Origin of the sequence: Glycomyces terrestris (assembly GCF_003933745.1) — a bacterium.
GTDB classification, from domain to species: Bacteria; Actinomycetota; Actinomycetes; order Mycobacteriales; family Micromonosporaceae; genus Glycomyces; species Glycomyces terrestris.
The window spans coordinates 378,030-399,732 of sequence record NZ_RSEB01000005.1 but is presented as its reverse complement, the minus strand read 5'-3'; the positions used below and the strand labels follow the sequence as shown (position 1 = coordinate 399,732).

Genomic DNA, 21,703 nt, shown 5'->3' with positions numbered 1-21,703 from the left:
TCGCCGTCGGGGCCGGCCCGCCGCGCCCTGGTCAGTCCTGGTCGCCGGCGCCGTCGAGGAGCATCACCGGGATGCCGTCCTCGACGCGGAAGACCTTGGCGCACTCGGAGCACGTGAGCGCGTTGGTCTCGCGGTCGAACGAGAGCGGGGCGTGGTGGGGCTCGGGGCAGCGCAGCAGTTCGAGGAGCACTGGCTTGGGCGCGGTGGCGGGCATGGGCTAGTTCCTTACGATGCGGAGGATGTCGTCGCGCAGCCGTTCCATCGAGGCCTGGTCGGGGCCTTCGACGTTCAGCCGCAGCAGCGGTTCGGTGTTGGAGGGGCGCAGGTTGGCCCAGGAGCCGTCTGCGAAGGAGACGGTGAGGCCGTCCAGGAGATCGGTCTCGACGCCGCCCTGGCCGGCGTAGTGCGCGGCGACCTCGTCGATCTTCGCGCCGGGGTCGTCCACCTTGGAGTTGATCTCGCCGGAGGCGGTGTATCGGACGTAGTCCTGGGCCAGCTCGGCGAGCGTCTGGTCGGAGCCGCCCACCGCGGCGAGCACGTGCATCGCCGCGAGCATGCCGGTGTCGGCGAACCAGAAGTCCTTGAAGTAGTAGTGCCCGGAGTGCTCGCCGCCGAAGACGGCGTCCTCCTCGGCCATGACGGCCTTGATGTAGGAGTGGCCGACGCGGGTGCGCAGCGGGCGGCCGCCGTGCTCGGCGATGATCTCGGGGACGGCCTTCGAGGTGATGAGGTTGTGGCACACGGCGGAGCCGGGGTGCTTCTCGAGCTCGCGGGTCGCGATGAGCGCGGTGATCGCGGACGGGGTGACGGGCGCGCCCTCGGCGTCCACGACGAAGCAGCGGTCGGCGTCGCCGTCGAAGGCCAGGCCGAGGTCGGCGCCGACCTCCTTGACGCGGGCCTGGAGGTCGACGAGGTTCGCCGGCTCGAGCGGGTTCGCCTCGTGGTTGGGGAAGGTGCCGTCGAGTTCGAAGTAGAGCGCGTCGATCTCGAGCGGCAGCGCGTCGAGGAGCTGGTCCCCGAGGACGGCCGGCACGGTGTGGCCGCCCATGCCGTTGCCCGCGTCGACGACGATCTTGAGCGGGCGGATGCCGGAGAGGTCGACGAGTTCGCGCATGTAGGCGGCGTACGCGGCGAGGAAGTCCTCGCTGGTGGTCGTCCCGGGCTTGTCGGAGACCGGCGCCGGCTCGCCGTCGAGGATCGCCTGCGCCTTGTCGCGGATGTCGGCCAGGCCGGTGTCGAGGCCGATGGGCCGCGCGGCGGGCAGGCACATCTTGAGGCCGTTGTACTCGGCGGGGTTGTGGCTGGCGGTGAACATCGCGCCGGCGACGTTCCGCTGCCCGGCGATGAAGTACAGCATGTCGGTGGAGCACAGGCCGGCGTCGACGACGTCGGCTCCGGCGCGGGCGGCGCCGCGCGCGAACGCCTCGGCGAAGCCGGGCCCCGAGTCGCGCATGTCGTGGCCGACGGCCCACGTCGTCTCGCCGGTGACGGCGACGGCGGCAGCGCCGATCGCCTCCATGACCTCGGGCGTGAGCTGCGAACCGACGAGTCCGCGGACGTCGTAGGCCTTCACGAATTCACTGAGCTTGGGAGCCACGGTCGATGCCGCCTTTCCGGTCGTGCGGGGCCTGTCGGGGGAGTCGGCCTCCGCGGCCGCGCCGCGCCGCTGCGGAGGGGCCGCCCCGCAGACGAGACTATCCCTGCATGTCCTCGTCGCCGGACACCACCCGGAGGTGACGCCGGGCACCGAACTGGGGGCCCGCGGGCCGGAAGCCCTGGCGCGGAGCCGGTTCGGTCTCGGCGAGGCGGCGGCTCGCCAGGGTGGCGGCGTCGTCGGGCGCACCGGGGTCGGCCTCGTGCCGGTCGCCGGCGGCGGCCTCGCGCACGGCGTTGGCCAGGGCGACCAGGTCGTCGTCGGTGGGCATGGGCACGGCGTAGTCGCCCTGGTGCCTGACGAGCTCCCAGCCGTGGGGCACGGTGAGGCGCCGGGCGTGCGCATCACACAGGTCGTAGCTGTGGGGCTCCCGCGTCGTGGAGAGCGGGCCGACCACAGCCGTCGAATCCGAGTAGATATATGTCAAAGTGGCCACCGCAGGCTGGCGGCAGCCGTTCCGGGAGCAACGCCGATCCGACCTCACCCCACGAAACTACCACTCGCGGTGTCGAAGTCGGTGTTGCTGACCAGTGGCCGCGGATCGATTCGCGGCCGGCGGGTCTCGGGGGCCGGTTTCGTCCGACCCGGACGCTAAGGTGGCCCCATGCGCAGAGATCGACACGGACGGGGCATGCGGGGCCCGCTCGCGCCCGGCGCCCTGCCGCTGCGGCGCACGCCCGTCGAGGAGTTCGACGCGCTGGTGATGGAGTCGGTCGTCGCGATCGAGCGGCGCCTGGCCGAGACCCTGGGCTCGAAGTTCACCGACCTGCGGCACATCGAGTTCGCGGTCGACGAGGTGCCGCCGGAGTCGCAGACGTACGACGCCGACATCGTCGAGGACCGGGGCGTGCCGCTCTCCAAGCTCTACCCGGCCCAGCCCGGCACGGTCGCGGCCGCGCCGCGGATCGTGCTCTACCGCAGGCCGATCGAGCTGCGGGCCGAGAGCAAGCCGGACATGGAGTCGCTGGTGCGGTCGGTGCTCGTGGAGCAGCTCGCGTCCCTGCTGAACCTGCCGCCGGAGGACCTGGAGTTCTGAGACGGCGACGGGGCGGGATCGCGCGATCCCGCCCCCTCAATCCGCTCGCAGGGATGTCCCTAAGCCGCCACCATCGCGCGCTCGGGCGCGGGCTCGGATGCCCGCGTCGCGGCCGGCTCGCCCCGGCGGGGGCCGACCAGTTCGTCCATCAGCGCCTCGCTGCGGAACCCGCCCGTGAGGACCGGCTCCGGGTGCGGAGTCTCGGCCGTGAAGGCGAACTCCGACGCGAGCGCGGGGTTGATCATCGGGCTCGGCAGGCACACCACGACCGGCAGCCGCTCGTGGCGCCGGCGCGCCGCCTCCCTGGCCTGGCGCTTGATCTTGCGGCGCTCCCGTTCGGAGAGCCCGCCCCAGATCCCGAAGCGCTCGTCGTGGTCGAGTGCGTACTGCAGACAGTTCTCTTTGACCTCGCACCGCGCGCAGATGCGCTTCGCATCGCGCGTGGAGCCCCCCTTCTCGGGGAAGAACGCCTCCGGGTCGGTCTGCGCGCACAATGCGCGAACCTGCCACTCCGGAACGTTACCCAACAGGTCGGCCAAGTAGTCACGGCCGTCCATATACGTCCGCCTCCTCGTTCGCGCACCGGTGAACCGGTGCTCCCCCCTTGCAATCACTTGCACGGCACCGGGTACGCGGACTCGGAGCGCGGACGCGTCCCCTCCCCTGAAACGCGTACGGCCCTGCGGCGGGCGCGCCGGTCGCCCGCTCGGTCAAATCCGAATACTGTGCTTCTACAAAGCCCGGTGCCCCCGCGGGCGGCCTGAAGATGGGGCCGCGCCGCCTGACTCATCTCTATGGACGATGAGTCCTCATCGCTATTCGATAACGGTTCGATATCAGACGATAGCGCACAGTGATCCGAACGATGGAAGGACCCCTCAGACTCACGCTTGCGGGGGACCTTGCTTGACAGCCTCCGCAGTGGAGTTTCGCTCGCGTGGACGCGCCTTCACGGCGAACGCGAGTCCGATTCCCGCCAAAGCGAGCCAGACGCCGTCGAGCACCAGTCGCTCGACCGCCGCCCGCGTGTCGATGAAGACCTGTCCCTCCTCCGCCAGTTGCCTGGCGTCGTCGAATCCGTAGCGCGCCGCCGACAGCGCCAGCAGCACTCCGATAACGAGATAGGCGACGGACACGAGACGGGCCAGGCCGCCGATCACCCGTCCGGGTCGCGTCCCGGGCACGAGAACCGCCGCGAAGGGGGGCAAAGCGACCGGCAGGATCGAGAAGAGCGTGCCGCGGGCCTCGTCGGTGAACCCGATGCCGGCGGCGCGGCTGAGCACGTCGTCGCGCGGGTCGCTCCCGGCCCCGGTCAGCCACTGCGACACCGCGACCGCGATCACGGTCGCGGCGAAGACGAGCAGGACGGCGGCGAGGACGGTGCGGGCGCGCGGCCCGAGCTGCGGGGGCGCCATCAGACCAGGTCGTCCCGCTGGGACTGCTTCAACTCCTCGACCAGGCCCTTCACTTCCTGCGCGCGGTCCCGGGGGCACACCAGGAGCGCGTCGGGGGTGTCGACGATGATGAGGTCGTCCACGCCCACGGCGGCGACGAGGCGCCCGGCCGCGGGCACGACGACGTTCCGCTTCGACTCGGTCAGCAGCGCCTCGCCCGCGCCGCGGTTGCCGACGACGACGTTGCCGACCTTGTCGGCGGCCTTGAGGACCTGGCCGAGCGTGTTGTAGTCGCCCACGTCGTGCCAGTCGAAGTCGCCGGGGACGACGCCGACGCGCCCGGCGGCGGCCGCCGGCTCCATGACGGCGTAGTCGATCGAGATCTTCTCCAGCGTCGGCCACAGCTGCGAGAACAGGGCCTCGCGGCCGGTGGAGTCCCAGGCGCCGGCGAGGGTGCGGACCGCGTCGTGGAGCGCGGGGCGGCGGCGGGCGAGCTCCTCCAGGAACACGTCGACGCGCCACACGAACATGCCGGCGTTCCACAGGTAGTTCCCGGCCGAGACGTACTCGACCGCCGAGACCTGGTCGGGCTTCTCGACGAACGCCTCCAGCTGGTAGCCGGGGCCGACGGCCGAGCCGAGCCGCAGGTAGCCGTAGCCGGTGTCGGGGCCGGTCGGGTTGATGCCGATGGTCATGAGCAGGCCGGTCTCGGCCAGCTCCATGGCGCGCTCGACGGTCTTCGCGAACGCCTCGCCGTCCTGCACGAGATGGTCGGCGGCGAACGCGCCCATCACCGCCTTCGGCTCGCGCTCGGCGATGACGGCGGCGGCGAGGCTGATCGCGGCCGCGGAGTCGCGCGGGGAGGGCTCGACGAGGATGTTGTCGCCGGGCACCTCAGGGAGCTGGCGCGCCACGTCGACCGCGTGCGCGGCGCCGGTGACGACGTAGACCTGGTCGGGGCGCGACAGCAGCCGGACCCGCTCCACCGTCGACTGGAGCAGCGACGAGTCCGTGCCGGTGAGCGGCAGGAGGAACTTGGGTCGTTGCGCGCGAGACAGGGGCCAGAGCCGGGTTCCGGAACCGCCTGCGGGGACCACCGCGTGAAGCATGCCACTAGTCTTACATGCCGCTCCCACGTGCGTGTTCACCCCCGCGACGGCGCCGCCGCGGTGACGCGGCCGTTGCCGCGGGGTGAAGTCGCGGTCAATTCTCGCCGCCGACGAGCGGAGATACCGCTTGCCGACACTTCTCGCGCGGCCCCGGTCCGCCGGAGCCCTGGCGTCCCGTGCACGCAGGTGCGCCGGCCCGGCCCCGGTCCGCCCGGGCCGCCGCCGCGGGCACTCCGCGACCCCGGGACTGCGCACCGTGGCGCCGAGGGCGCTTTGGGTGAGTACACACAGGATCGACACGGTCGGTGATGGTCCTGGTCCGAGCGGTCACCGCTGAGCGGTATCTCGGTTTTCCGCCGGTATGGGAATGCCGCGCACTTGCAGCGACCCCTTAGACTCGCCGCAGTTCCGCCCACCCAAAGAGAACGAGTACCAAGGAGTTCCCCCGTGGCTTACCCGCCTGCCCCGGCGCCCGTCCCCCAGCCCGTCCCCGTGAAGCAGGGCAACGGCTTCGGCGTCACCGCCCTCGTGCTGGGCATCATCGGCCTCGTCTTCGCGTTCATCCCGATCGCGAACGTCTTCACCGCCCTCCCCCTCGGCATCCTCGCCGTCATCTTCGGCATCATCGGCCTCGTCGCCGCCGGCAAGCGCGCCGGCAAGGGCAAGGGGACCGGCGGCACCGGCCTCGTGCTCGGCATCCTCGCCATCGGCGTCACCTTCGCCATGAACGCCCTGGTGTTCAACGAGATCGGCAAGGCCGCCGACGACATCCGCGAGCAGACGATCCAGGACTGCGTCGACTCCGGCGCGGGCACCCAGGAGGAGTGCGAGCAGATCTGGGAGGACGCCGAGGACTCCGTCTACGGCGAGTAGACCCCCAAACGAAAGGGCCGCAGCGCGAACGCGCTGCGGCCCTTCGCGCTTTCGCTCAGAACAGCCGGGGCTGGCTCTCGTCCACCGCGCCGCGCAGGTCGTCGTAGTCGAGGACGACGCACCGGATCCCGCGGTCCTCGGCGAGCACCCGCGCCTGCGGCTTGATGGCCTGGGCGGCGAACACCCCGTCGACCGGCGCGAGCAGCGGGTCGCGGTTGAGCAGCTCCAGGTACCTGGTCAACTGCTCGACGCCGTCGATCTCCCCGCGCCGCTTGATCTCGACCGCGACGTGCCTGCCGTCCGCGTTGCGGCACATGAGGTCCACCGGCCCGATCGCGGTCGGGTACTCCCGCCGCACCAGCGTCCACCCCTTGCCGAGCGGCGCGGTGTCGGCCGCCAGCAGCTCCTGGAGGTGCGCCTCGACGCCGTCCTTCTGGAGCCCCGGGTCGACCCCGAGCTCATGGCTGGAGTCGTGCAGGACCTCCTCGATCGAGATCTTCAGCTGGTCGCCGGTCTTCTTCGAGGTGACGGTCCACTCGGTCGCGCCCTCCACCACCGTGCACGGCGGCGTCATCCAGTTCAACGGCTTGTACGACCCCCCGTCGGCGTGCACCAGCACGCTCCCGTCCGCCTTCCAGATGATGAGGCGGGTAGCCATCGGGAGGTGGGCGGACAGGCGCCCCGTGTAGTCGACCTGGCAACGAGCCACCAACAAACGCATGGCAAGCACCCTACCGCCGTGCGGGAACGCGGCCCGCGTGTGCTCTTCCGGCTGAGGCGTCGGCTTGTCTTTCAGGGGATGAGGCGGGCGACGAGGGTGGTGATGAGGTCGGCGGTGCGGTCGGCGTCGAAGAGGTCGGGGAGGGTGAGGCGCTCGACGATGAGCCAGCTCAGGGCCAGGTAGAGGTGGACGACCGTCTCGGCGTCGCCGGGGAGGCCCGAGGCGAGGTGGAAGTCGATGTTCTCCTGGAGGTTCGCGCGGATCTGCTCGGTGAGGACGGCGCGCAGCTCGGGGCGGCGGGTCGACTCCAGGCGCAGTTCGAGCATCGCGAGGTGGCCCGAGGGGAAGGCCGTGATGCGGTCGACCATCTCGTGCATGAGCCGGTCGACCGACGCGCGGGTGCGGGGGAGTGCGAGGGCCTCGCCCACGGCCTCGGGGCCGGGGTCGAGGCGTTCGAACACCCGGCGGCCGGCCTGCGTGAGCAGGGCATCGCGGTTGGGGAAGTAGTTCGAGGCCGTGCCGGTCGGCACGCCCGCGCGCTGGTCCACGGCGCGGAACGTGAGCCCGCGGGCCCCCTGCTCGGCGAGCACTTCGATGGCCGCGTCCGTCAGGGCGGTCCGGCGTTCGGGGTTCTGTCGCATCGGGCTCCTCGATCCTGGGTTGACACCACTCCGAGTGTAGTGGTAACTTGAAACCACTTCATTCATAGTACTTCAAACGGAGTGTATATGCGCGAGCTGACCTACTACGTCGGCGCCACCCTCGACGGCTACATCGCCGGCCCGAACGGCGAATACGACCGGCTCCCCATCGAGCCCGACCTCGTCGAGTTCATCAACGAGGTGCGGCCCGAGACCGTCCCGACCGCCGCGCGCGAGGCGGTCGGCCTCGCCGGGGCCCCGAACCGCCTGTACGACACCGTGATCATGGGCCGCGGCACCTACCTGCCCGGCCTGGAGACCGGCTACCCGAGTCCGTACGCCCACCTCGAGCAGTACGTGTTCTCCGCGACCCTCGACCCCGCGCTCGCCCCCGACGTCACCTTCGTCGCCGGCGACGCGGTGGCGACCGTCCGCGAACTCAAACGCCGAGAGGGCAAGGGCATCTGGCTCTGCGGCGGCGGCAAGCTCGCCGCCTCCCTGGTCGACGAGATCGACGAGATCGTCCTCAAGCGGTACCCGCTCGTCCTCGGCGGCGGCCTCCCGCTCTTCGACGGCCCCTACGCGCCCCTGCGCTTCGACCTCGTCGAGAACCGCACCTTCGACTCCGGCATGACCGTCCAGACCTACCGGAAGCGGTGAGCGCCATGAACACCCGCCAACCAGTCCGATGAGGACGAACACGCCGCGGCGCGGCCCCCGGGACCCCCGTTCCCGGGCCCGCCGCGGCGCACCGGACGCCGCCGCTCCCCGGCCCGCCCGTGTCGTACCGGGTTCCTATGCTCGCTCACGTGAACCTGAACCGCTCCTCCTCCGTCCCCGGTGAAGACGCGCCCGCGCTCCCGCAGGACTGGGCCGAACACCTCCTCGACCGCCGCGGCCGCGGCACGCCCCGGCCCGTCCCCGCCGAACCCGATGCGCCCCAACGCCTCCTCGACCTCTTCACCGCCCACTCCGAAGCCCTCGAAGCCCCGTTCGAGGTGGTCAAGGGGACCCCGGTCGAGCAGACGCTGCGCTCCGGCATCGCCCAGGAGACCGACCCCCACGCCGCCGCGCTCGCCGTCGCCCTCCTCGACCGCCTGGCGCACAAGGGGACCCCCCACTACCTCCGCTCCGTGACCGGCGGCCGGCAGGAGGAGATCCACCGCATCGCAATGCGCGCCTGGACGGCCCGGCACGGCGCCGTGTTCGCCGTCGAGGCCGTCGCCGAGCTGTTCGCCAACTCCCTGGTCTGGCACCGCAGCAGGGAGCACCACCCGACCGGCTCCCGATTCGACTTCAGCCCGCACTCGGTCTACAGCATCACCCGGCACCGCTTCCACGCCTTCACGGCCCTCGCCGAGACCCGCTCACTCCTCGCCGCGATGTCCGATGAGGACTACGAGCGGGCCCGGAACGCCCTCGCCGCGAGGCGCACCTCCGACGCGCACGTGCTCGTGGCCGCCATGCTCATGCCCAAGCAGGACGACTGGGTCCGCGACGCCTGCACGGTCTTCGCCTCCCACCGCCGCTACACCCACGGCGCCAACATCGTCTGGGCGATCGCCTCCACCGCCGAGCACCTCGACCTCATCGGCATCAAGGCCCTCGACGACGAGCCCTGGCTCGACGAGCCCTCCTTCGCCAGGCTCGCCCACACCCTCGGCACCGACGCCCTCCCGCTCCTCACCGCCACCCTCGACGGCGACGCGAAGCCCAGCGCCGACAACCGCGAGCGCATCTACGACCTCATCGCCCGGCTCCCCTCCGACGACGGCATCGCCTACCTCACCGAGCACACCGTCCGCCCCCAGGCGCTGGCCGCACTGCGCGAGGCCGCCGGCCGGTTCCCGGTGCGCACGCTCCGCGCCGTCGCCGCGACCGCGCCGACGGCCCCGCCCCACGCCCGGGCCCGCATCGCCGGTCTCGTCATCGAACTCGGCCTCAAGCACCGCCTGCCCGACCTCGACGCCGAACGGCGCGCGGTGGTCGAGGAGCTCCTCGCCTCGACCCGCCGCCACCCCGTCGCCGAGACGCTCCCCGACGCCTTCGCCACGCCCCCGTGGGCGCCGTTCGGGAAGGCCGCCAAGACCGCCGTCGCCGGACTCGCCGCCCCCGACGTCAACGAACTCCGCTGGGCCCCGGGTGAACGCGAGGAGTGGCGGAAGATCGTGCCGGGCTCCTGGGCCTCCTACTTCATCAACGACCCCGCGCGGTGGGGCCGCATGATGCCGAACGGCCCCGACCCGAAGCACTACTACTTCGGCCAGTACCTCGCCTGGTCCAGCAACGAGGAGGCCCGCGCCGCGCTGGCGCTGTGGGAGGGCGGGCTCTCCGAGCTGGAGAACGTCGGGACCCTCCGCGCCATCCTCGCCAGGTTCGGCGACGAGGCCGCCTCGCGGGTCCTCGAACTCGCGAAGAAGCGGCCCTCGATGCGCAGCGTCCTGCTGCCCTTCGTGCACGTCGAGGCCGCCCGCGTCGCGGCCGACCTCGTCGCCCGCCCCCGCGGCGACCGCGCGCTCGGCCGCGCCTGGCTCGACCGGCACGCCGCCGACGCCGCGGCGCTGCTCATCCCCGACGCCCTCGGCAAGGACGCCAAGCGCCGCCTGAGCGCGGCCGAGGCGCTCCGGCACCTCGCCGCCGCGCACCGGCCCGTCCTCGACGAGCAGGCCGCCGCGTACGGGCCCGAAGCCGCCGCGGCGGTCGCCGCGATCGTCGACGCCGACCCGCTCGACCCGCAGCGCCGCGTCTCCAAGGCCCCGGCCTGGGCCGACCCCGGGATGCTCCCGCCGCTGCTGCTGCGGGGGCGCGGGGCCGCGCTGCCGGCCGACGCGGTGCGCACGTTCATCGCGGCGCTCGCGCTCGACGACCCCGACCGGCTCTACCCGGGCGCGGACCTCCTTGCGGCCGAATGCGACCCGGTGTCGCTCACCGCGTTCTCGTGGGGCCTGTTCGAGCTGTGGCTCTCGGTGGGCTCGCCGTCGAAGGACGGCTGGGCGATGGACCAGCTGCGCCGGTTCGCCGACGACCGCACCGTGCGGGGCCTGACCGCGCTCATCCGCGAATGGCCCGGCCAGAGCCAGAACCGCAAGGCGGTGCGGGGCCTGGAGATCCTCGGCCACATCGGGTCGGAGGCCGCGCTGCGGTCGGTGCAGTCGATCGCCTCGAACGCGAAGTTCAAGGCGCTCAAGAAGACCGCGGCCGCGCAGATCGAGGTCATCGCCGAGCGGCTGGAGCTCACCCTCGACCAGCTCGCCGACCGGCTGGTGCCGGACTTCGGGCTCTCCTCGGACGCGCCGCTCGTCCTCGACTACGGGCCGCGCGCGTTCACCGTGAAGTTCGACGAGGCGCTGAAGCCGTACGTCGTCGACGCCAAGGGCAAGCGCCGCGCGAGCGCGCCGAAGCCGGCCGTGAGCGACGACCCCGACCTGGCCCAGCCCGCGTACGAGCGGTTCGCGCTGCTGCGCAAGGAGATCAAGTCCGCGGCGACCGAGCAGGTCAAGCGCCTGGAGGACGCGATGGTGCAGTGCCGCAGCTGGACGGTGGCGGAGTTCCGGCGCTACCTGGTGGAGCACCCGGTGACGTGGCAGCTCACCGGCCGCCTCGTCTGGGAGTACTCCACTGAGGACGGCTGGCGGTCGTTCCGGCTCGCCGAGGACCGCACGCCGGCCGACGTCGAGGACGAGCCGTTCGACCTGCCGGAGGACGCGCAGGTGCGCATCGCGCACCCCCTGAGCCTCGGCAAGGGGGTCGAGGCGTGGGCCGAGGTCTTCGCGGACTACGAGATCCTCCAGCCGTTCGAGCAGCTGGTGCGGCCGGTGTTCGAGCTGACGGCGGAGGAGCGCGAGTCCGGGCGGGTCGCCCGGTTCGAGGGCGCGAAGACCGGCGCGGGCCCGATCATCGGCCTGCTCAAGCGCGGCTGGCACTTCGGCGAGGCCGCGCAGGGCGCCTACGGCGTGTTCTGCCGGTTCCCCGAGGGCGGCTACCTGCTCATCAACTCGGACCCGGGCGTCCACCCCGGGTACGGCTACGACGACGGCGAGCAGACGATCACGAAGATCTCGGTCGGCCTGCCCGAGACGGGCGAGGTCGACCCGGTGCGGATCTCCGAGGCGCTCCGGACCGTGACGCGCCTCTCGCGCTCGAACTGAGCCCGCGCCCGGCGGGTTGTCGTACCCGCCGGGCACGCTTGGACATCGGGGGCCCAACCCCGGGGTCCCGGAAGACCTGCGTGGTGCCCGGCGAGCGGCGGCCGCCGCTGAACGCCGTCAGACCCCGGCGGACTGTCGTACCCGCCGGGCACCATTGCAGACCGGGGGCCCAACCCCAGGGCCCCGACGGGCCTTCAGGGTGGCCGGCGCACCGGCACCGGGCCGGGCTCGGTCAGATGCGGGCCTCGGGGCGCAGGGATTCGAGTTCCTCCCACAGCGCGTCGGGGATCTCGACGGCGAGCAGGTCGAGGGTCTCGCGGATGCGCTCGGGCCGCGAGACGCCGACCACCGTGGCGTCCACGAGCGGCGAGCGCGTCGAGAACTGGAGGGCCGCCGCCGCGAGCGGGACGCCCGCCGCCTCGCACGCCTCCGCCATCGCGAAGGCGCTCGCGGCGAACGCCTCGTCGCGCTCGCCGTAGCAGTACTTCGGCTGCCGCGCCGGGCCCTTCGCGAGCATGCCGCCGCCGTACGGAGCCGCGTTGAGCACGCCCAGGCCCTTGGCCCGCGCGCCCTCGAACAGGCCCTGCGCCTCGCGGTTGAGCAGCGTGAACCGGTTGTGGTTGAGGACCACGTCGAACTCGCCGGTGTCCAGGAACCGCTGCGAGACCTCCACCGAGCCCGACGCGACCGCGAGGTGGTCGGCCACGCCCGCGTCCCGCAGCTCCACCAGCGCCTCCAGCGCGCCGCCGGGGCCGAAGCCGTCCTGGCCGCCGGACATGAACTCGGGGTCGTGCAGGGCCAGGATCGGGAGGCGGTCGACGCCGAGGCGCTCCAGGCTCTCCTCCACCGAGCGGCGCACCCGCGCGCCCGAGTAGTCGCCGGTCACCGGGTCGGCGTCCACTTTGGTCTGTAGGACGAAGCCGTCGGGGAGGCCGCCGCGGCGGCGGATCGCCTCGCCGACCCGGCGCTCGGCGAGGCCGTCCTTGCCGTAGTTGTTGCCGGTGTCGAGGTAGTTCACGTCGCTGTCGAAGACCGCGAGGATGGTCTCGACCGCCCGCTCGTCGTCCACGTCGTACCCGTACGTCTCGGTGAACCCGGCGATGGTGCTGGTGCCGATGCACAGCGGGCCGACTTCGAGTCCGGTCTTGCCGAGGGTGTTGCGCTGCATGGTGGTCCGTCCTATCGAGTTGGTATTCAGATCGCGGTGCCCGCGTTCAGGCGGGCCGGGTCGAGGGCGTGCTCGATGACCATGACGCCCGCGCCGATCGCGCCGCTCGACTCCCCGGTGCGGGCGGCGGCGATGCGCAGGTGCCTGGTGGCGAGCGGGAGCGAGCGCTGGTAGATGACCTCGCGGACGCCCGCGATGAGGTGGTCGCCCGCGAGCGCGAGGGAGCCGCCGATGACGATGATCGACGGGTTGAAGAAGTTGACGGCCCCGGCGAGGACCTCGCCGATGTCGCGTCCGGCCTGGCGCACCCGCCGCAGGGCCGGGACGGAGCCGGAGCGGGCGAGCTCGACGACGTCGAGCGAGCCGCCCGCGGGGATCCCCTCGGCGGTGAGCGCCGCGGCGATCGCGGCCCCGGAGGCGACGGCTTCGAGGCAGCCGGTGTTCCCGCAGCGGCACTGGGCGTCGTCGGCGCCCGCGACGCGGATGTGCCCCATGTCGCCGGCGGCGCCCTGGGCTCCGCGGTAGACCTGGCCGCCGACGATGATGCCGCAGCCGATGCCGGTGGCGGCCTTGATGAAGAGCAGGTGCTCGTACTCGGGCCAGGCGGTGAAGTGCTCGCCGAGGGCCATGATGTTCACGTCGTTGTCGACCAGGACCGGCACCGGGAGCCGTTCGCGCACATAGGAGGGGACGTCGAAGCCGTCCCAGCCGGGCATGATCGGCGGGTTCACGGCGCGCCCGGCAGAGTGTTCGACGGGCCCGGGGAGGCCGACGCCGATGCCGAGGAGGTCGGCGGCGGGCCGGTCGACCTCGTCGAGGAGCTTGCGGCCGTGCTCGACGACCCAGTCGAGGACGGCCTTGGGGCCCAAGGCGATCTCGAGGTCGGCGTTGACGGCGGCGAGGACGGTCCCGGCGAGGTCGGTGACGGCGAGGCGGGCGTGCGTGGCGCCGAGGTCGGCGCCGAGGACGATCTTCGCGGCGGGGTTGAACGCGAACGTGGCCGGGGGCCGGCCGCCGGTGGAGGCGGTCTCGCCGGAGGGGGCGATGAGCCCGGCGGCGAGGAGCGCGTCGACGCGGCCGGTGACGGTGGAGCGGGCGAGGCCGGTGAGGGCGGACAGTTCGGACCTGGTGCGGGGCACGCCGTCCCGCAGCAGCTGGAGCAGGGTGCCGGCCCCGGCGGCGGCCGCTGGGGCCGGCCGGTGCCGCTCGGTCGAACCATCTGTCACGGGACTAGTGAACCACACGGGTTCGGTCGTGCTCATGTCATAACTGTTTCATAACGCGGGCAACTTTTGCTTGTGCTTCGTCATAAGTCTGCCCTACGGTCGTCATATGGCTCACGTCACGATCACTCGGCCGACGACCTACCGCGCCGCCGTCATCGGCACCGGCTTCATGGGGCGGGTGCACTCCCACGCCATCGCCGCCGCCGGCGGCACGGTCGCCGGGATCGCCGGCTCGACCCCCGAGCGGGCCCGCCGCGCCGCCCCCGCGCTGCGGGCCGAAGCGGTCTTCGACGACATCGGCGCGCTCATCGACGCCGCCGACGTCGTCCACGTCTGCGTCCCCAACCACCTCCACGCCCCGATCGCCTTGGCCGCCATCGCCGCCGGCAAGCACGTGGTGTGCGAGAAGCCCCTCGCCACCGACCTCGACACGGCCCGCGCCATGACCGAGGCCGCCGCCGCGGCGGGGGTGGTGGCGACCGTGCCGTTCGTCTACCGCTTCCACCCGATGGTCCGCGAGGCCCGCGCCCGCGTCGCCGCCGGCCGCATCGGGCGCCTCACCCTCGCCCACGGCTCCTACCTCCAGGACTGGCTGCTGCGACCCGACGACGACAACTGGCGCGTGGACGCCGACAAGGGCGGGGCCCTGCGGGCCTTCGGCGACATCGGCTCCCACTGGTGCGACCTTCTCGAGTTCGTCACCGGCGACCGCATCACCGCCGTCTCCGCGCAGCTCGCGACCGCCAACCGCCGCCGCGGCGGCCGCGACGTCTCCACAGAGGACATCGTGACGCTCCAGTTCGCCACCGCCGGCGGCATGATCGGCTCCACGGTCGTCAGCCAGGTCTCCGCCGGGCGCAAGAACCGCCTCCTGCTCGAGGTCTCCGGCACCGAGGCCACCCTCGCCTTCGACCAGGAGCGGCCCGAGACGCTGTGGATCGGCGGCCGCGAGGTCAACGGCGTCCTCATGCGCGACCCCGACCACCTCAGCCCCGACGCCGCCCGCCTCGCCCGCGTCCCCGGCGGCCACGCCCAGGGCTACCAGGACTGCTTCAACGCCTTCGTCGCCGACACCGGCGCGGCCATCGCGGGCGACGCCCCCGACGGGCTGCCGGTGTTCGCGGACGGCCTCCGCGCCGCCCGCATCGCCGAGGCCGTCGCCGCCTCGGCCCGCGCCAGGGACTGGGCGGAGGTGCCCGCATGAGCGCCACCGCGCCGCTGCTCGCCATGCGCGGCATCGACAAGGCGTTCCTCGGCGTCCCCGTGCTCTCCTCAGTGGATCTCACCGTGGCCCGCGGCGAGGTCCACGCCCTGGTGGGGGAGAACGGCGCCGGCAAGTCCACGCTCATGAAGATCCTCGCCGGCGTCCACACCGCCGACGCCGGCACCATCGAGCTGGACGGCCGCGCCGTCTCCTTCACCCACCCCCTCCAGGCCCAGCACGCCGGCGTCGCCTCGGTCTTCCAGGAGTTCAACCTCCTGCCCGAGCTCACCGTCGCCGAGAACGTCCACCTCGGCCGCGAACCCAAGCGGCGCGGCCTCATCGACCGCCGCGCCATGGTCGACGCGACCGCCGCGGTCCTCGCCGACCTCGGCGTCGAGGACCTCGCCCCCACCGCCAAGGTCGGCTCCCTCTCGGTCGCGCACCAGCAGATCACCGAGATCGCCAAGGCCCTCTCCCAGGGCGCCGGCCTCGTCTGCATGGACGAGCCGACCGCCGCGCTCGCCGACGCCGAGGTCGAACTCCTCTACCGCCTCGTCGGCCGCCTGCGCGAGCGCGGCACCGCCGTCCTCTACGTCTCCCACCGGCTCAAGGAGATCTTCGACCTGTGCGACCGCATCACCGTCCTCAAGGACGGCCGACTGGTCGACACCACCGCCACCGCCGACACCACCCCCGACGACCTCGTCGCCAAGATGGTCGGCCGCCGCATCGAGGCCCAGTTCCCCGCGCCCCTGCCCGGCACCGCGCCCGGCGAGGTCCGCCTGAAGGTCGCCGGCGGCGGGAACGACTGGGTCGACGGGATCGACCTGGAGGTGCGCGCCGGCGAGATCGTCGGCCTCGCCGGGCTCCAGGGCTCCGGCCGCACCGAGATCGCCGAGGCCGTCTTCGGCATCGCGCCCTTCACCCGCGGCGCCGTCGAAGTCGACGGCCGGCCCGTCCGGATCACCGGCCCCCGCAAGGCGATCGGCGCCGGCATCGCCCTCGTCACCGAGGACCGCAAGGCCCAGGGCCTGGCCCTGCGGCAGTCGGTGCGCGCCAACGCCCGCATGGTCCTCGACGCGAACGCCCGCGTCCACTCCCGCCGCCGCCTCGCCCGCGTCTCCGGCATCCTCTCCAGCCTCGACCTCGTCGCCCGCGGCGAGGACCAGGAGGTCCGCTTCCTCTCCGGCGGCAACCAGCAGAAGGTCGTCGTCGCCAAATGGCTCGCCGCCGAGCCCGGCGTCATCGTCCTCGACGAGCCCACCCGCGGCATCGACGTGGGCGCCAAGCACAAGCTCTACTCCGTCGTCCGCGACCTCGCCGCCGAAGGACTCGCGGTGCTCCTCATCGCCTCCGAGCTCATCGAGGTCATCGGCCTCGCCGACCGGATCGTCGTCCTCCACGACGGCCGCATCGCCGGCGAGCTCCCCGGCGGCGCCACCGAGCAGCAGGTCATGGCCTACGCGACCGGAAGGGCACCGGAATGACCCAGCGCCCCCACCAGCCCCGCCTCGGCACCACCGCCCTCATCTACCTCGCGCTCGCCGGCGTCCTCGCCGCCGGCGCCGTCGCGACCGCGATCGACGGCGGGAACCTGTTCGCCACCGCGAACCTCGTCGACATGCTCACCCGCACCAGCCTCACCGGGTTCCTCGCCATCGGCATGACCCTGGTGATCCTGTGCCGCTCCCTCGACCTCTCGGTCGGGTACACCGCGGCGCTCTCCAGCCTCGTCGCCGCGACCACCATGGACGGACAGGTGGCGAACATCCCGCTCGCCGTCGCCGCCGTCCTCCTCGTCTCCGGCCTCATCGGCGCCGCCAACGGCGCCGTCACCGCCTACCTCGGCGTTAACCCGTTCATCACCACCCTCGGCACCGGCCTGATCATCAAGGGCTACCTCGACACCCAGTACAAGGGCCCCGCCGGGGACGTGCCCGCGCTGTTCCAGCAGTTCGGCTACACCCGCATCGGGCCCGTGCCCGTCTCCACAGTGGTCATGCTCGCCGTCGCCGCGGCCGCGATCTGGTTCCTGCGCTCGACGCGCACCGGCCACCACATGTACGCCGTCGGCGGCGACGCCGACGTCGCCCGCATGTCCGGCATCCGCACCGGCCGCACCCTCATGGCCGCGCACGTCCTGTGCGGCATGACCGCCGGCGTCGCGGGCCTGCTCCTGGCCGCCCGCTTCGGCACCGGCTCGGCCGAGGCGTACACCAACCTGTACGAGCTCGACGCGATCGCCGCGGTCGTCCTCGGCGGCACCCTCCTCCTCGGCGGCAAGGGCGGCGTCGCCGGCACCGTCGCGGGCGTGGCGATCCTCGCCGTCCTCGACACCGTCTTCAACGTCATGCAGATCGACCCGTTCGCCAAGGACGTGCTGCGCGGCGCCGTCATCATCGCGGCCGTCGCCATCTACGCCCGCCGCCAGCTCGACCCCGCCGCCCGCAGGCCCCGCTTCGCAGAAGGGAGGGCGTCATGACCCGCGCCAAGGACCTGCTGCTGCGCGCGACGAACCCGACCGCCACGGTCTTCGTCCTGCTCGTCCTCGTGTTCGCCGCCGTGTTCGCGATGAACCCCGGCTTCTTCCAGGGCCCCTCGCTCATGGCCTTCCTCAAGCAGGCCGCGCCCCTGGTGATCCTCGCCGCCGGCCAGTACTTCGTCATCGTGTCGGGCAACTTCGACCTGTCCGTCGGCGCGCTCGTCGGCGCCCAGGTCGTCATCGCCGCCCGCCTCATCGACGGCGAGGAGTCCCGCACCGCCCCCGTGCTCGTCGCCATGGTGCTCTTCGGGATCGGCGTCGGCCTCGTCAACGGCCTCATCACCACCGCGCTCAAGGTCCAGTCGTTCATCACCACCCTCGGGATGCTCCTGGTCCTCTACGGCGCGATCCGCCTGTGGACCGGCGGCGCCCCCACCGGCTCGCTCTCGGAGTCCTTCCGCGTCTTCGGGCGCATGGGCATCGAGGACGTCCCCGTCCTCGGCCAGATCCCGTGGGCCCTGCTCATCATGATCGCCGTCGGCGCCGGCTCCGTCCTGCTCATGCGCACCCGCTTCGGCCGCGTCCTCATGGCCGCGGGGGACAACGAGCGCGCCGCCGCGCTCTCCGGCGCCCGCGTCGGCGCCGCCCGCACCCTCGCCTTCGTCCTCTCAGGACTGTCGGCGACGATCGCGGGCGTCCTCATCGGCGGCTTCGCCGGCGTCAGCGCCCAAGTCGGCGACGGCCTCGAGTTCACCGTGATCACCGCAGTGGTGCTCGGCGGCGTCGTCCTCGGCGGCGGCCGCGGCTCCGTCCTCGCCGCCATGGCCGGCGCCCTCGTCATCGAGGCCCTGTTCACCCTGTTCAACCAGATGGCGCTCCCCGCGACGCTCCGGCCCGCCGTGCAGGGCGCCATCATCATCGCCGCCGTCGCGTACGCGGCCCGGCGCCGACCCGTTCCGACCGCCACCGCAACTCCCACTCCCTCATGAGAAGAAGGTCAACCATGCGGACAACCCGTATCGCCGCGGCCGCCGCGGCAGCCCTCGGCATCCTGCTCGCGACCGCCTGCACCACCGACGCCCCCACCGAGGAGGCCGAGGACACCGCCACCGAGGCCGAATCAGGCGACGAGTGGTTCGTGCAGGCCGACTACGACCGGCAGCTCGCCCAGCGCGACATCGAACCCGAAGGGGACCCGGCCACGCCGTGGCTCCAGGCCATCGAGCCCGAATGGGTCGACACGAGCGCGTTCGCGCAGGAGGGCGGCGACGCCACCGTCTGCTTCTCGAACGCCTCGGTCTCCAACCCGTGGCGCGTCACCGGCTGGATCACCATGCAGCAGCAGGTCCAGGTCCTCCAGGAGTCCGGCCAGATCGGCGAGTTCCGCCACTCCGACGCCGGGGACGACGACGACCAGCAGATCAGCGACATCCAGGCGTTCGTCGACTCCGGCGACTGCGACGCCCTCATCATCTCCCCGTCGACCACCGCGACCCTCACGCCCGCCGTCGAGGCGGCCTGCGAGTCCGGCGTGCCCGTCATCATCTTCGACCGCGGCGTCAACACCGACTGCGCCGTCACGTTCATCCACCCGATCGGCGGCTACGCCTTCGGCGCCGACGCCGCCGAGTTCCTGGTGGAGAACCTGGAGCCCGGCTCGACCGTGCTCGCCCTGCGCATCCTCCCGGGCGTCGACGTCCTCGAGAACCGCTGGGCCGCCGCGGAGGAGATCTTCGCCGACTCCGAGCTGGAGATCCTCGGCGACGAGTTCACCGGCGGCGACGCCGCCGAGATCAAGAACATCGTCACGCAGTACCTCCAGCGCGGCGAGGTCGACGGCATCTGGATGGACGCCGGCGACGGCGCCGTCGCGGCCATCGAGGCGTTCGAGGACGCCGGCGCGCCCTACCCGGTCATGACCGGCGAGGACGAGCTGTCGTTCATGCGCAAGTGGCAGGAGACCGGCATGACCGCGCTCGCGCCCGTGTACTCGAACTTCCAGTGGCGCACCCCGGTGATCGCCGCGACGATGATCCTCGCGGGCGAGCAGGTCCCGGCCGAGTGGGTGCTCCCGCAGGAGCCGATCACCGAGGCCGAGCTCGACCAGTACCTGGAGACGAACGCGGACATGCCCTCGCTGCACTACGCCAAGTTCGGCGGCGAGGACCTGCCCGGCTTCCCCGACGCCTGGCAGGACCGTTGACCCGCCTCGGCGTCAACACCTGGGTCTGGGCCTCGCCGCTCGACGACGAGGCCCTGGCCCGGCTCGCGCCGCGCGTGCGCGACTGGGGGTTCGACGTCATCGAGCTCCCGGTCGAGTCCCCCGGTGACTGGGACGCCGCGCGCGCGGCCGGGCTCCTCGAACGGCTCGGCCTCGCCGCCACGGTGGTCCTCGTCATGGGCCCTGGGCGCGAGCTCGTCGCGGCCCCAGCGGAAGTCGTCGCCGCGACGCAGGAGTACCTGCGCCGCGTCGTGGACGCCGCCGCCGCGGTCGGCTCCGGCGTGATCGCCGGGCCCGCGTACGCGTCGGTGGGCCGCACCTGGCGGATCGGGGACCGCGCGGCGGCGTACCGGGAGCTGCGGGCCAACCTCCGGCCCGTCGCCGAGTACGCCGCCGAGCGGGGCGTCACCGTCGCCGTGGAGCCGCTCAACCGCTACGAGACGAGCCTGATCAACACCGTCGACCAGGCCCTGGAGGCGCTCGACGGCCTCGACGGCGTCGGCCTGGCGCTCGACGTCTACCACATGAACATCGAGGAGACCGACCTCCCGGCGGCGATCGCCAGGGCCGCCGGGCGGATCGCACACGTCCAGGTCTCCGCGAACGACCGGGGCGCGCCCGGCCGCGACCACCTCGACTGGCCCGCGCTCCTGCGCGCCCTCGGGGACGCCGGATACGCAGGGCCCCTTGTCATCGAGTCGTTCACGGCGCACAATGCGACCATCGCGACCGCCGCCTCGATCTGGCGGCCGCTCGCGCCGACCCAGGACGCCATCGCCGTCGACGGCCTGACCTATCTGAGGAGTCTCGATGCCTAGACCGATCACGTTGTTCACCGGACAGTGGGCGGACCTGCCGTTCGAGGAGGTGTGCCGGCTCGCGGCCTCGTGGGGCTACGACGGCCTCGAGGTCGCGTGCTGGGGCGACCACCTCGACGTGCGCCGCGCCGCCACCGACGACGAGTACGTCGCCGAGCGCAAGGCGATCCTCGAATCGCACGGGCTCGGCCTGTGGGCGATCTCGAACCACCTGGTGGGCCAAGCGGTCTGCGACGACCCGATCGACGACCGGCACAAGGCGATCGTGCCCGCGCACGTGTGGGGCGACGGCGAGCCCGAAGGGGTCCGCCGCCGCGCGGCCGAGGAGATGCAGGCGACCGCGCGGGCCGCCGCGAAGCTCGGCGTGGACACCGTCATCGGCTTCACCGGTTCGGCCGTGTGGAAGTACGTGGCGATGTTCCCGCCGGTGTCCGAGGCGGTCATCGAGGCCGGCTACGACGACTTCGCGGCCCGCTGGAACCCGATCCTCGACGTGTTCGACGAGGTCGGGGTCCGCTTCGCGCACGAGGTGCACCCCTCGGAGATCGCCTACGACTACTGGTCGACGCACCGCGCGCTGGAGGCCGTGGGGCACCGGACCGCGTTCGGGCTCAACTGGGACCCGAGCCACATGGTGTGGCAGGACATCGACCCGGCCGCGTTCCTGTGGGACTTCCGCGACCGGATCTACCACGTGGACTGCAAGGACACCCGCAGGCGCCTCGACGGGCGCAACGGCCGGCTCGGCTCGCACCTGCCGTGGGGCGACCCGCGGCGCGGCTGGGACTTCGTCTCGACCGGCCACGGCGACGTGCCGTGGGAGGACTGCTTCCGCGTGCTCAACCGCATCGGGTACGCCGGGCCGATCTCGGTCGAGTGGGAGGACGCCGGCATGGACCGCCTCCGCGGCGCCGCCGAGGCCGTGGAGTTCGTGCGCGGCTTGAACTTCGACCCGCCCGCCGCGTCCTTCGACGCCGCGTTCGGGTCCAAGTAGGCGCGGGCCCGGGC

At 72.6% G+C, this 21,703-nt stretch carries 20 protein-coding genes and 1 pseudogene; 11 read left to right on the top strand and 10 right to left on the bottom strand.

What is annotated here, in order from left to right:
* Positions 1 to 31: 31 nt before the first annotated feature.
* From EIW28_RS19690 to EIW28_RS19680, 3 genes are all read right to left on the bottom strand, one after another.
* Positions 32 to 214 carry a Trm112 family protein gene (locus EIW28_RS19690; protein ID WP_125249407.1) on the bottom strand — a complete coding sequence of 61 codons (183 nt, stop codon included), beginning with the start codon at positions 212 to 214 and terminating at the stop codon, positions 32 to 34.
* 3 nt (positions 215 to 217) lie between these two features.
* Complete coding sequence (locus tag EIW28_RS19685) at positions 218 to 1,597, bottom strand: phosphomannomutase/phosphoglucomutase (RefSeq protein ID WP_125249406.1); 1,380 nt, start codon at positions 1,595 to 1,597, stop codon at positions 218 to 220.
* Between the two features lie 97 nt (positions 1,598 to 1,694).
* Positions 1,695 to 2,138: a DUF3499 domain-containing protein gene (locus EIW28_RS19680; RefSeq protein WP_125249405.1), complete on the bottom strand. Its 444-nt coding sequence runs from the start codon at positions 2,136 to 2,138 to the stop codon at positions 1,695 to 1,697.
* 120 nt (positions 2,139 to 2,258) lie between these two features.
* Here EIW28_RS19680 and EIW28_RS19675 point away from each other — a divergent pair, with 120 nt between their 5' ends.
* On the top strand, positions 2,259 to 2,690 hold the full coding sequence (locus tag EIW28_RS19675) for a metallopeptidase family protein (RefSeq protein ID WP_125249404.1): 432 nt from the start codon (positions 2,259 to 2,261) through the stop codon (positions 2,688 to 2,690).
* 305 nt (positions 2,691 to 2,995) lie between these two features.
* Here EIW28_RS19675 and EIW28_RS25525 read toward each other — a convergent pair.
* The 3 genes and pseudogenes from EIW28_RS25525 to EIW28_RS19660 form a co-directional block, all read right to left on the bottom strand.
* Positions 2,996 to 3,247, bottom strand: a pseudogene (locus EIW28_RS25525) (WhiB family transcriptional regulator); the annotation flags it as partial.
* Between the two features lie 327 nt (positions 3,248 to 3,574).
* Positions 3,575 to 4,105, bottom strand: a complete 531-nt coding sequence (locus EIW28_RS19665) for a hypothetical protein (protein WP_125249403.1) — start codon at positions 4,103 to 4,105, stop codon at positions 3,575 to 3,577.
* Positions 4,105 to 5,193: a mannose-1-phosphate guanylyltransferase gene (locus EIW28_RS19660; RefSeq protein WP_125249402.1), complete on the bottom strand. Its 1,089-nt coding sequence runs from the start codon at positions 5,191 to 5,193 to the stop codon at positions 4,105 to 4,107. The genes EIW28_RS19665 and EIW28_RS19660 overlap by 1 nt, the downstream gene beginning before the upstream one ends.
* A gap of 447 nt (positions 5,194 to 5,640) precedes the next feature.
* Here EIW28_RS19660 and EIW28_RS19655 point away from each other — a divergent pair, with 447 nt between their 5' ends.
* Positions 5,641 to 6,066, top strand: coding sequence for a hypothetical protein (locus EIW28_RS19655; RefSeq protein ID WP_125249401.1), 426 nt, complete (start codon positions 5,641 to 5,643; stop codon positions 6,064 to 6,066).
* Between the two features lie 55 nt (positions 6,067 to 6,121).
* On the opposite strand, the gene nucS is transcribed toward EIW28_RS19655, so the two are convergent.
* Complete coding sequence (nucS, locus tag EIW28_RS19650) at positions 6,122 to 6,787, bottom strand: endonuclease NucS (RefSeq protein WP_125249400.1); 666 nt, start codon at positions 6,785 to 6,787, stop codon at positions 6,122 to 6,124.
* Positions 6,788 to 6,858: 71 nt separating this feature from the next.
* The gene (locus tag EIW28_RS19645; RefSeq protein WP_125249399.1) at positions 6,859 to 7,428 is read right to left on the bottom strand and encodes a TetR/AcrR family transcriptional regulator; all 570 of its coding nucleotides are present in this window, start codon (positions 7,426 to 7,428) and stop codon (positions 6,859 to 6,861) included.
* 87 nt (positions 7,429 to 7,515) lie between these two features.
* Between EIW28_RS19645 and EIW28_RS19640 the strand changes: the two genes are divergently transcribed.
* Positions 7,516 to 8,088: a dihydrofolate reductase family protein gene (locus EIW28_RS19640; RefSeq protein ID WP_125249398.1), complete on the top strand. Its 573-nt coding sequence runs from the start codon at positions 7,516 to 7,518 to the stop codon at positions 8,086 to 8,088.
* Positions 8,089 to 8,237: 149 nt separating this feature from the next.
* Positions 8,238 to 11,576 carry a DUF4132 domain-containing protein gene (locus EIW28_RS19635; protein WP_125249397.1) on the top strand — a complete coding sequence of 1,113 codons (3,339 nt, stop codon included), beginning with the start codon at positions 8,238 to 8,240 and terminating at the stop codon, positions 11,574 to 11,576.
* Positions 11,577 to 11,808: 232 nt separating this feature from the next.
* Here EIW28_RS19635 and EIW28_RS19630 read toward each other — a convergent pair whose 3' ends face one another.
* Both EIW28_RS19630 and EIW28_RS19625 read right to left on the bottom strand, forming a co-directional pair.
* Complete coding sequence (locus EIW28_RS19630; RefSeq protein ID WP_125249396.1) at positions 11,809 to 12,744, bottom strand: aldo/keto reductase; 936 nt, start codon at positions 12,742 to 12,744, stop codon at positions 11,809 to 11,811.
* A gap of 26 nt (positions 12,745 to 12,770) precedes the next feature.
* Positions 12,771 to 14,006, bottom strand: coding sequence for an ROK family transcriptional regulator (locus EIW28_RS19625; protein WP_125249395.1), 1,236 nt, complete (start codon positions 14,004 to 14,006; stop codon positions 12,771 to 12,773).
* Positions 14,007 to 14,076: 70 nt separating this feature from the next.
* Between EIW28_RS19625 and EIW28_RS19620 the strand changes: the two genes are divergently transcribed.
* From EIW28_RS19620 to EIW28_RS19590, 7 genes are read left to right on the top strand one after another with little or no spacing between them, the layout of a single operon-like run.
* Positions 14,077 to 15,174 (top strand): Gfo/Idh/MocA family protein, encoded by a 1,098-nt coding sequence (locus EIW28_RS19620; protein ID WP_125249394.1) that lies wholly within the window; start codon positions 14,077 to 14,079, stop codon positions 15,172 to 15,174.
* The gene (locus EIW28_RS19615; RefSeq protein ID WP_125249393.1) at positions 15,171 to 16,661 is read left to right on the top strand and encodes a sugar ABC transporter ATP-binding protein; all 1,491 of its coding nucleotides are present in this window, start codon (positions 15,171 to 15,173) and stop codon (positions 16,659 to 16,661) included. The genes EIW28_RS19620 and EIW28_RS19615 overlap by 4 nt, the downstream gene beginning before the upstream one ends.
* A complete protein-coding gene (locus EIW28_RS19610) occupies positions 16,658 to 17,656 on the top strand; it encodes an ABC transporter permease (RefSeq protein WP_125249392.1) in 999 nt (332 codons plus the stop codon). Before EIW28_RS19615 ends, EIW28_RS19610 begins: the two co-directional genes overlap by 4 nt.
* The gene (locus EIW28_RS19605) at positions 17,653 to 18,645 is read left to right on the top strand and encodes an ABC transporter permease (RefSeq protein WP_125249391.1); all 993 of its coding nucleotides are present in this window, start codon (positions 17,653 to 17,655) and stop codon (positions 18,643 to 18,645) included. The genes EIW28_RS19610 and EIW28_RS19605 overlap by 4 nt, the downstream gene beginning before the upstream one ends.
* A 14-nt stretch (positions 18,646 to 18,659) precedes the next feature.
* Entirely contained in the window at positions 18,660 to 19,859 is a 1,200-nt protein-coding gene (locus tag EIW28_RS19600; protein WP_125249390.1) for a substrate-binding domain-containing protein, read from the top strand.
* Positions 19,856 to 20,695, top strand: coding sequence for a sugar phosphate isomerase/epimerase family protein (locus tag EIW28_RS19595; RefSeq protein WP_125249389.1), 840 nt, complete (start codon positions 19,856 to 19,858; stop codon positions 20,693 to 20,695). The genes EIW28_RS19600 and EIW28_RS19595 overlap by 4 nt, the downstream gene beginning before the upstream one ends.
* On the top strand, positions 20,688 to 21,689 hold the full coding sequence (locus EIW28_RS19590) for a sugar phosphate isomerase/epimerase family protein (protein WP_125249388.1): 1,002 nt from the start codon (positions 20,688 to 20,690) through the stop codon (positions 21,687 to 21,689). The genes EIW28_RS19595 and EIW28_RS19590 overlap by 8 nt, the downstream gene beginning before the upstream one ends.
* Positions 21,690 to 21,703 lie beyond the last annotated feature (14 nt).

Coding starts and splice junctions, on each gene's coding strand:
- EIW28_RS19690 (WP_125249407.1), bottom strand. CDS start 214: ATGCCCGCCACCGCGCCCAAGCCAGTGCTCCTCGAACTGCTGCGCTGC.
- EIW28_RS19675 (WP_125249404.1), top strand. CDS start 2,259: ATGCGCAGAGATCGACACGGACGGGGCATGCGGGGCCCGCTCGCGCCC.
- EIW28_RS19665 (WP_125249403.1), bottom strand. CDS start 4,105: ATGGCGCCCCCGCAGCTCGGGCCGCGCGCCCGCACCGTCCTCGCCGCC.
- EIW28_RS19660 (WP_125249402.1), bottom strand. CDS start 5,193: ATGCTTCACGCGGTGGTCCCCGCAGGCGGTTCCGGAACCCGGCTCTGG.
- nucS (WP_125249400.1), bottom strand. CDS start 6,787: ATGCGTTTGTTGGTGGCTCGTTGCCAGGTCGACTACACGGGGCGCCTG.
- EIW28_RS19645 (WP_125249399.1), bottom strand. CDS start 7,428: ATGCGACAGAACCCCGAACGCCGGACCGCCCTGACGGACGCGGCCATC.
- EIW28_RS19640 (WP_125249398.1), top strand. CDS start 7,516: ATGCGCGAGCTGACCTACTACGTCGGCGCCACCCTCGACGGCTACATC.
- EIW28_RS19630 (WP_125249396.1), bottom strand. CDS start 12,744: ATGCAGCGCAACACCCTCGGCAAGACCGGACTCGAAGTCGGCCCGCTG.
- EIW28_RS19625 (WP_125249395.1), bottom strand. CDS start 14,006: ATGAGCACGACCGAACCCGTGTGGTTCACTAGTCCCGTGACAGATGGT.
- EIW28_RS19620 (WP_125249394.1), top strand. CDS start 14,077: ATGGCTCACGTCACGATCACTCGGCCGACGACCTACCGCGCCGCCGTC.
- EIW28_RS19615 (WP_125249393.1), top strand. CDS start 15,171: ATGAGCGCCACCGCGCCGCTGCTCGCCATGCGCGGCATCGACAAGGCG.
- EIW28_RS19610 (WP_125249392.1), top strand. CDS start 16,658: ATGACCCAGCGCCCCCACCAGCCCCGCCTCGGCACCACCGCCCTCATC.
- EIW28_RS19605 (WP_125249391.1), top strand. CDS start 17,653: ATGACCCGCGCCAAGGACCTGCTGCTGCGCGCGACGAACCCGACCGCC.
- EIW28_RS19600 (WP_125249390.1), top strand. CDS start 18,660: ATGCGGACAACCCGTATCGCCGCGGCCGCCGCGGCAGCCCTCGGCATC.
- EIW28_RS19590 (WP_125249388.1), top strand. CDS start 20,688: ATGCCTAGACCGATCACGTTGTTCACCGGACAGTGGGCGGACCTGCCG.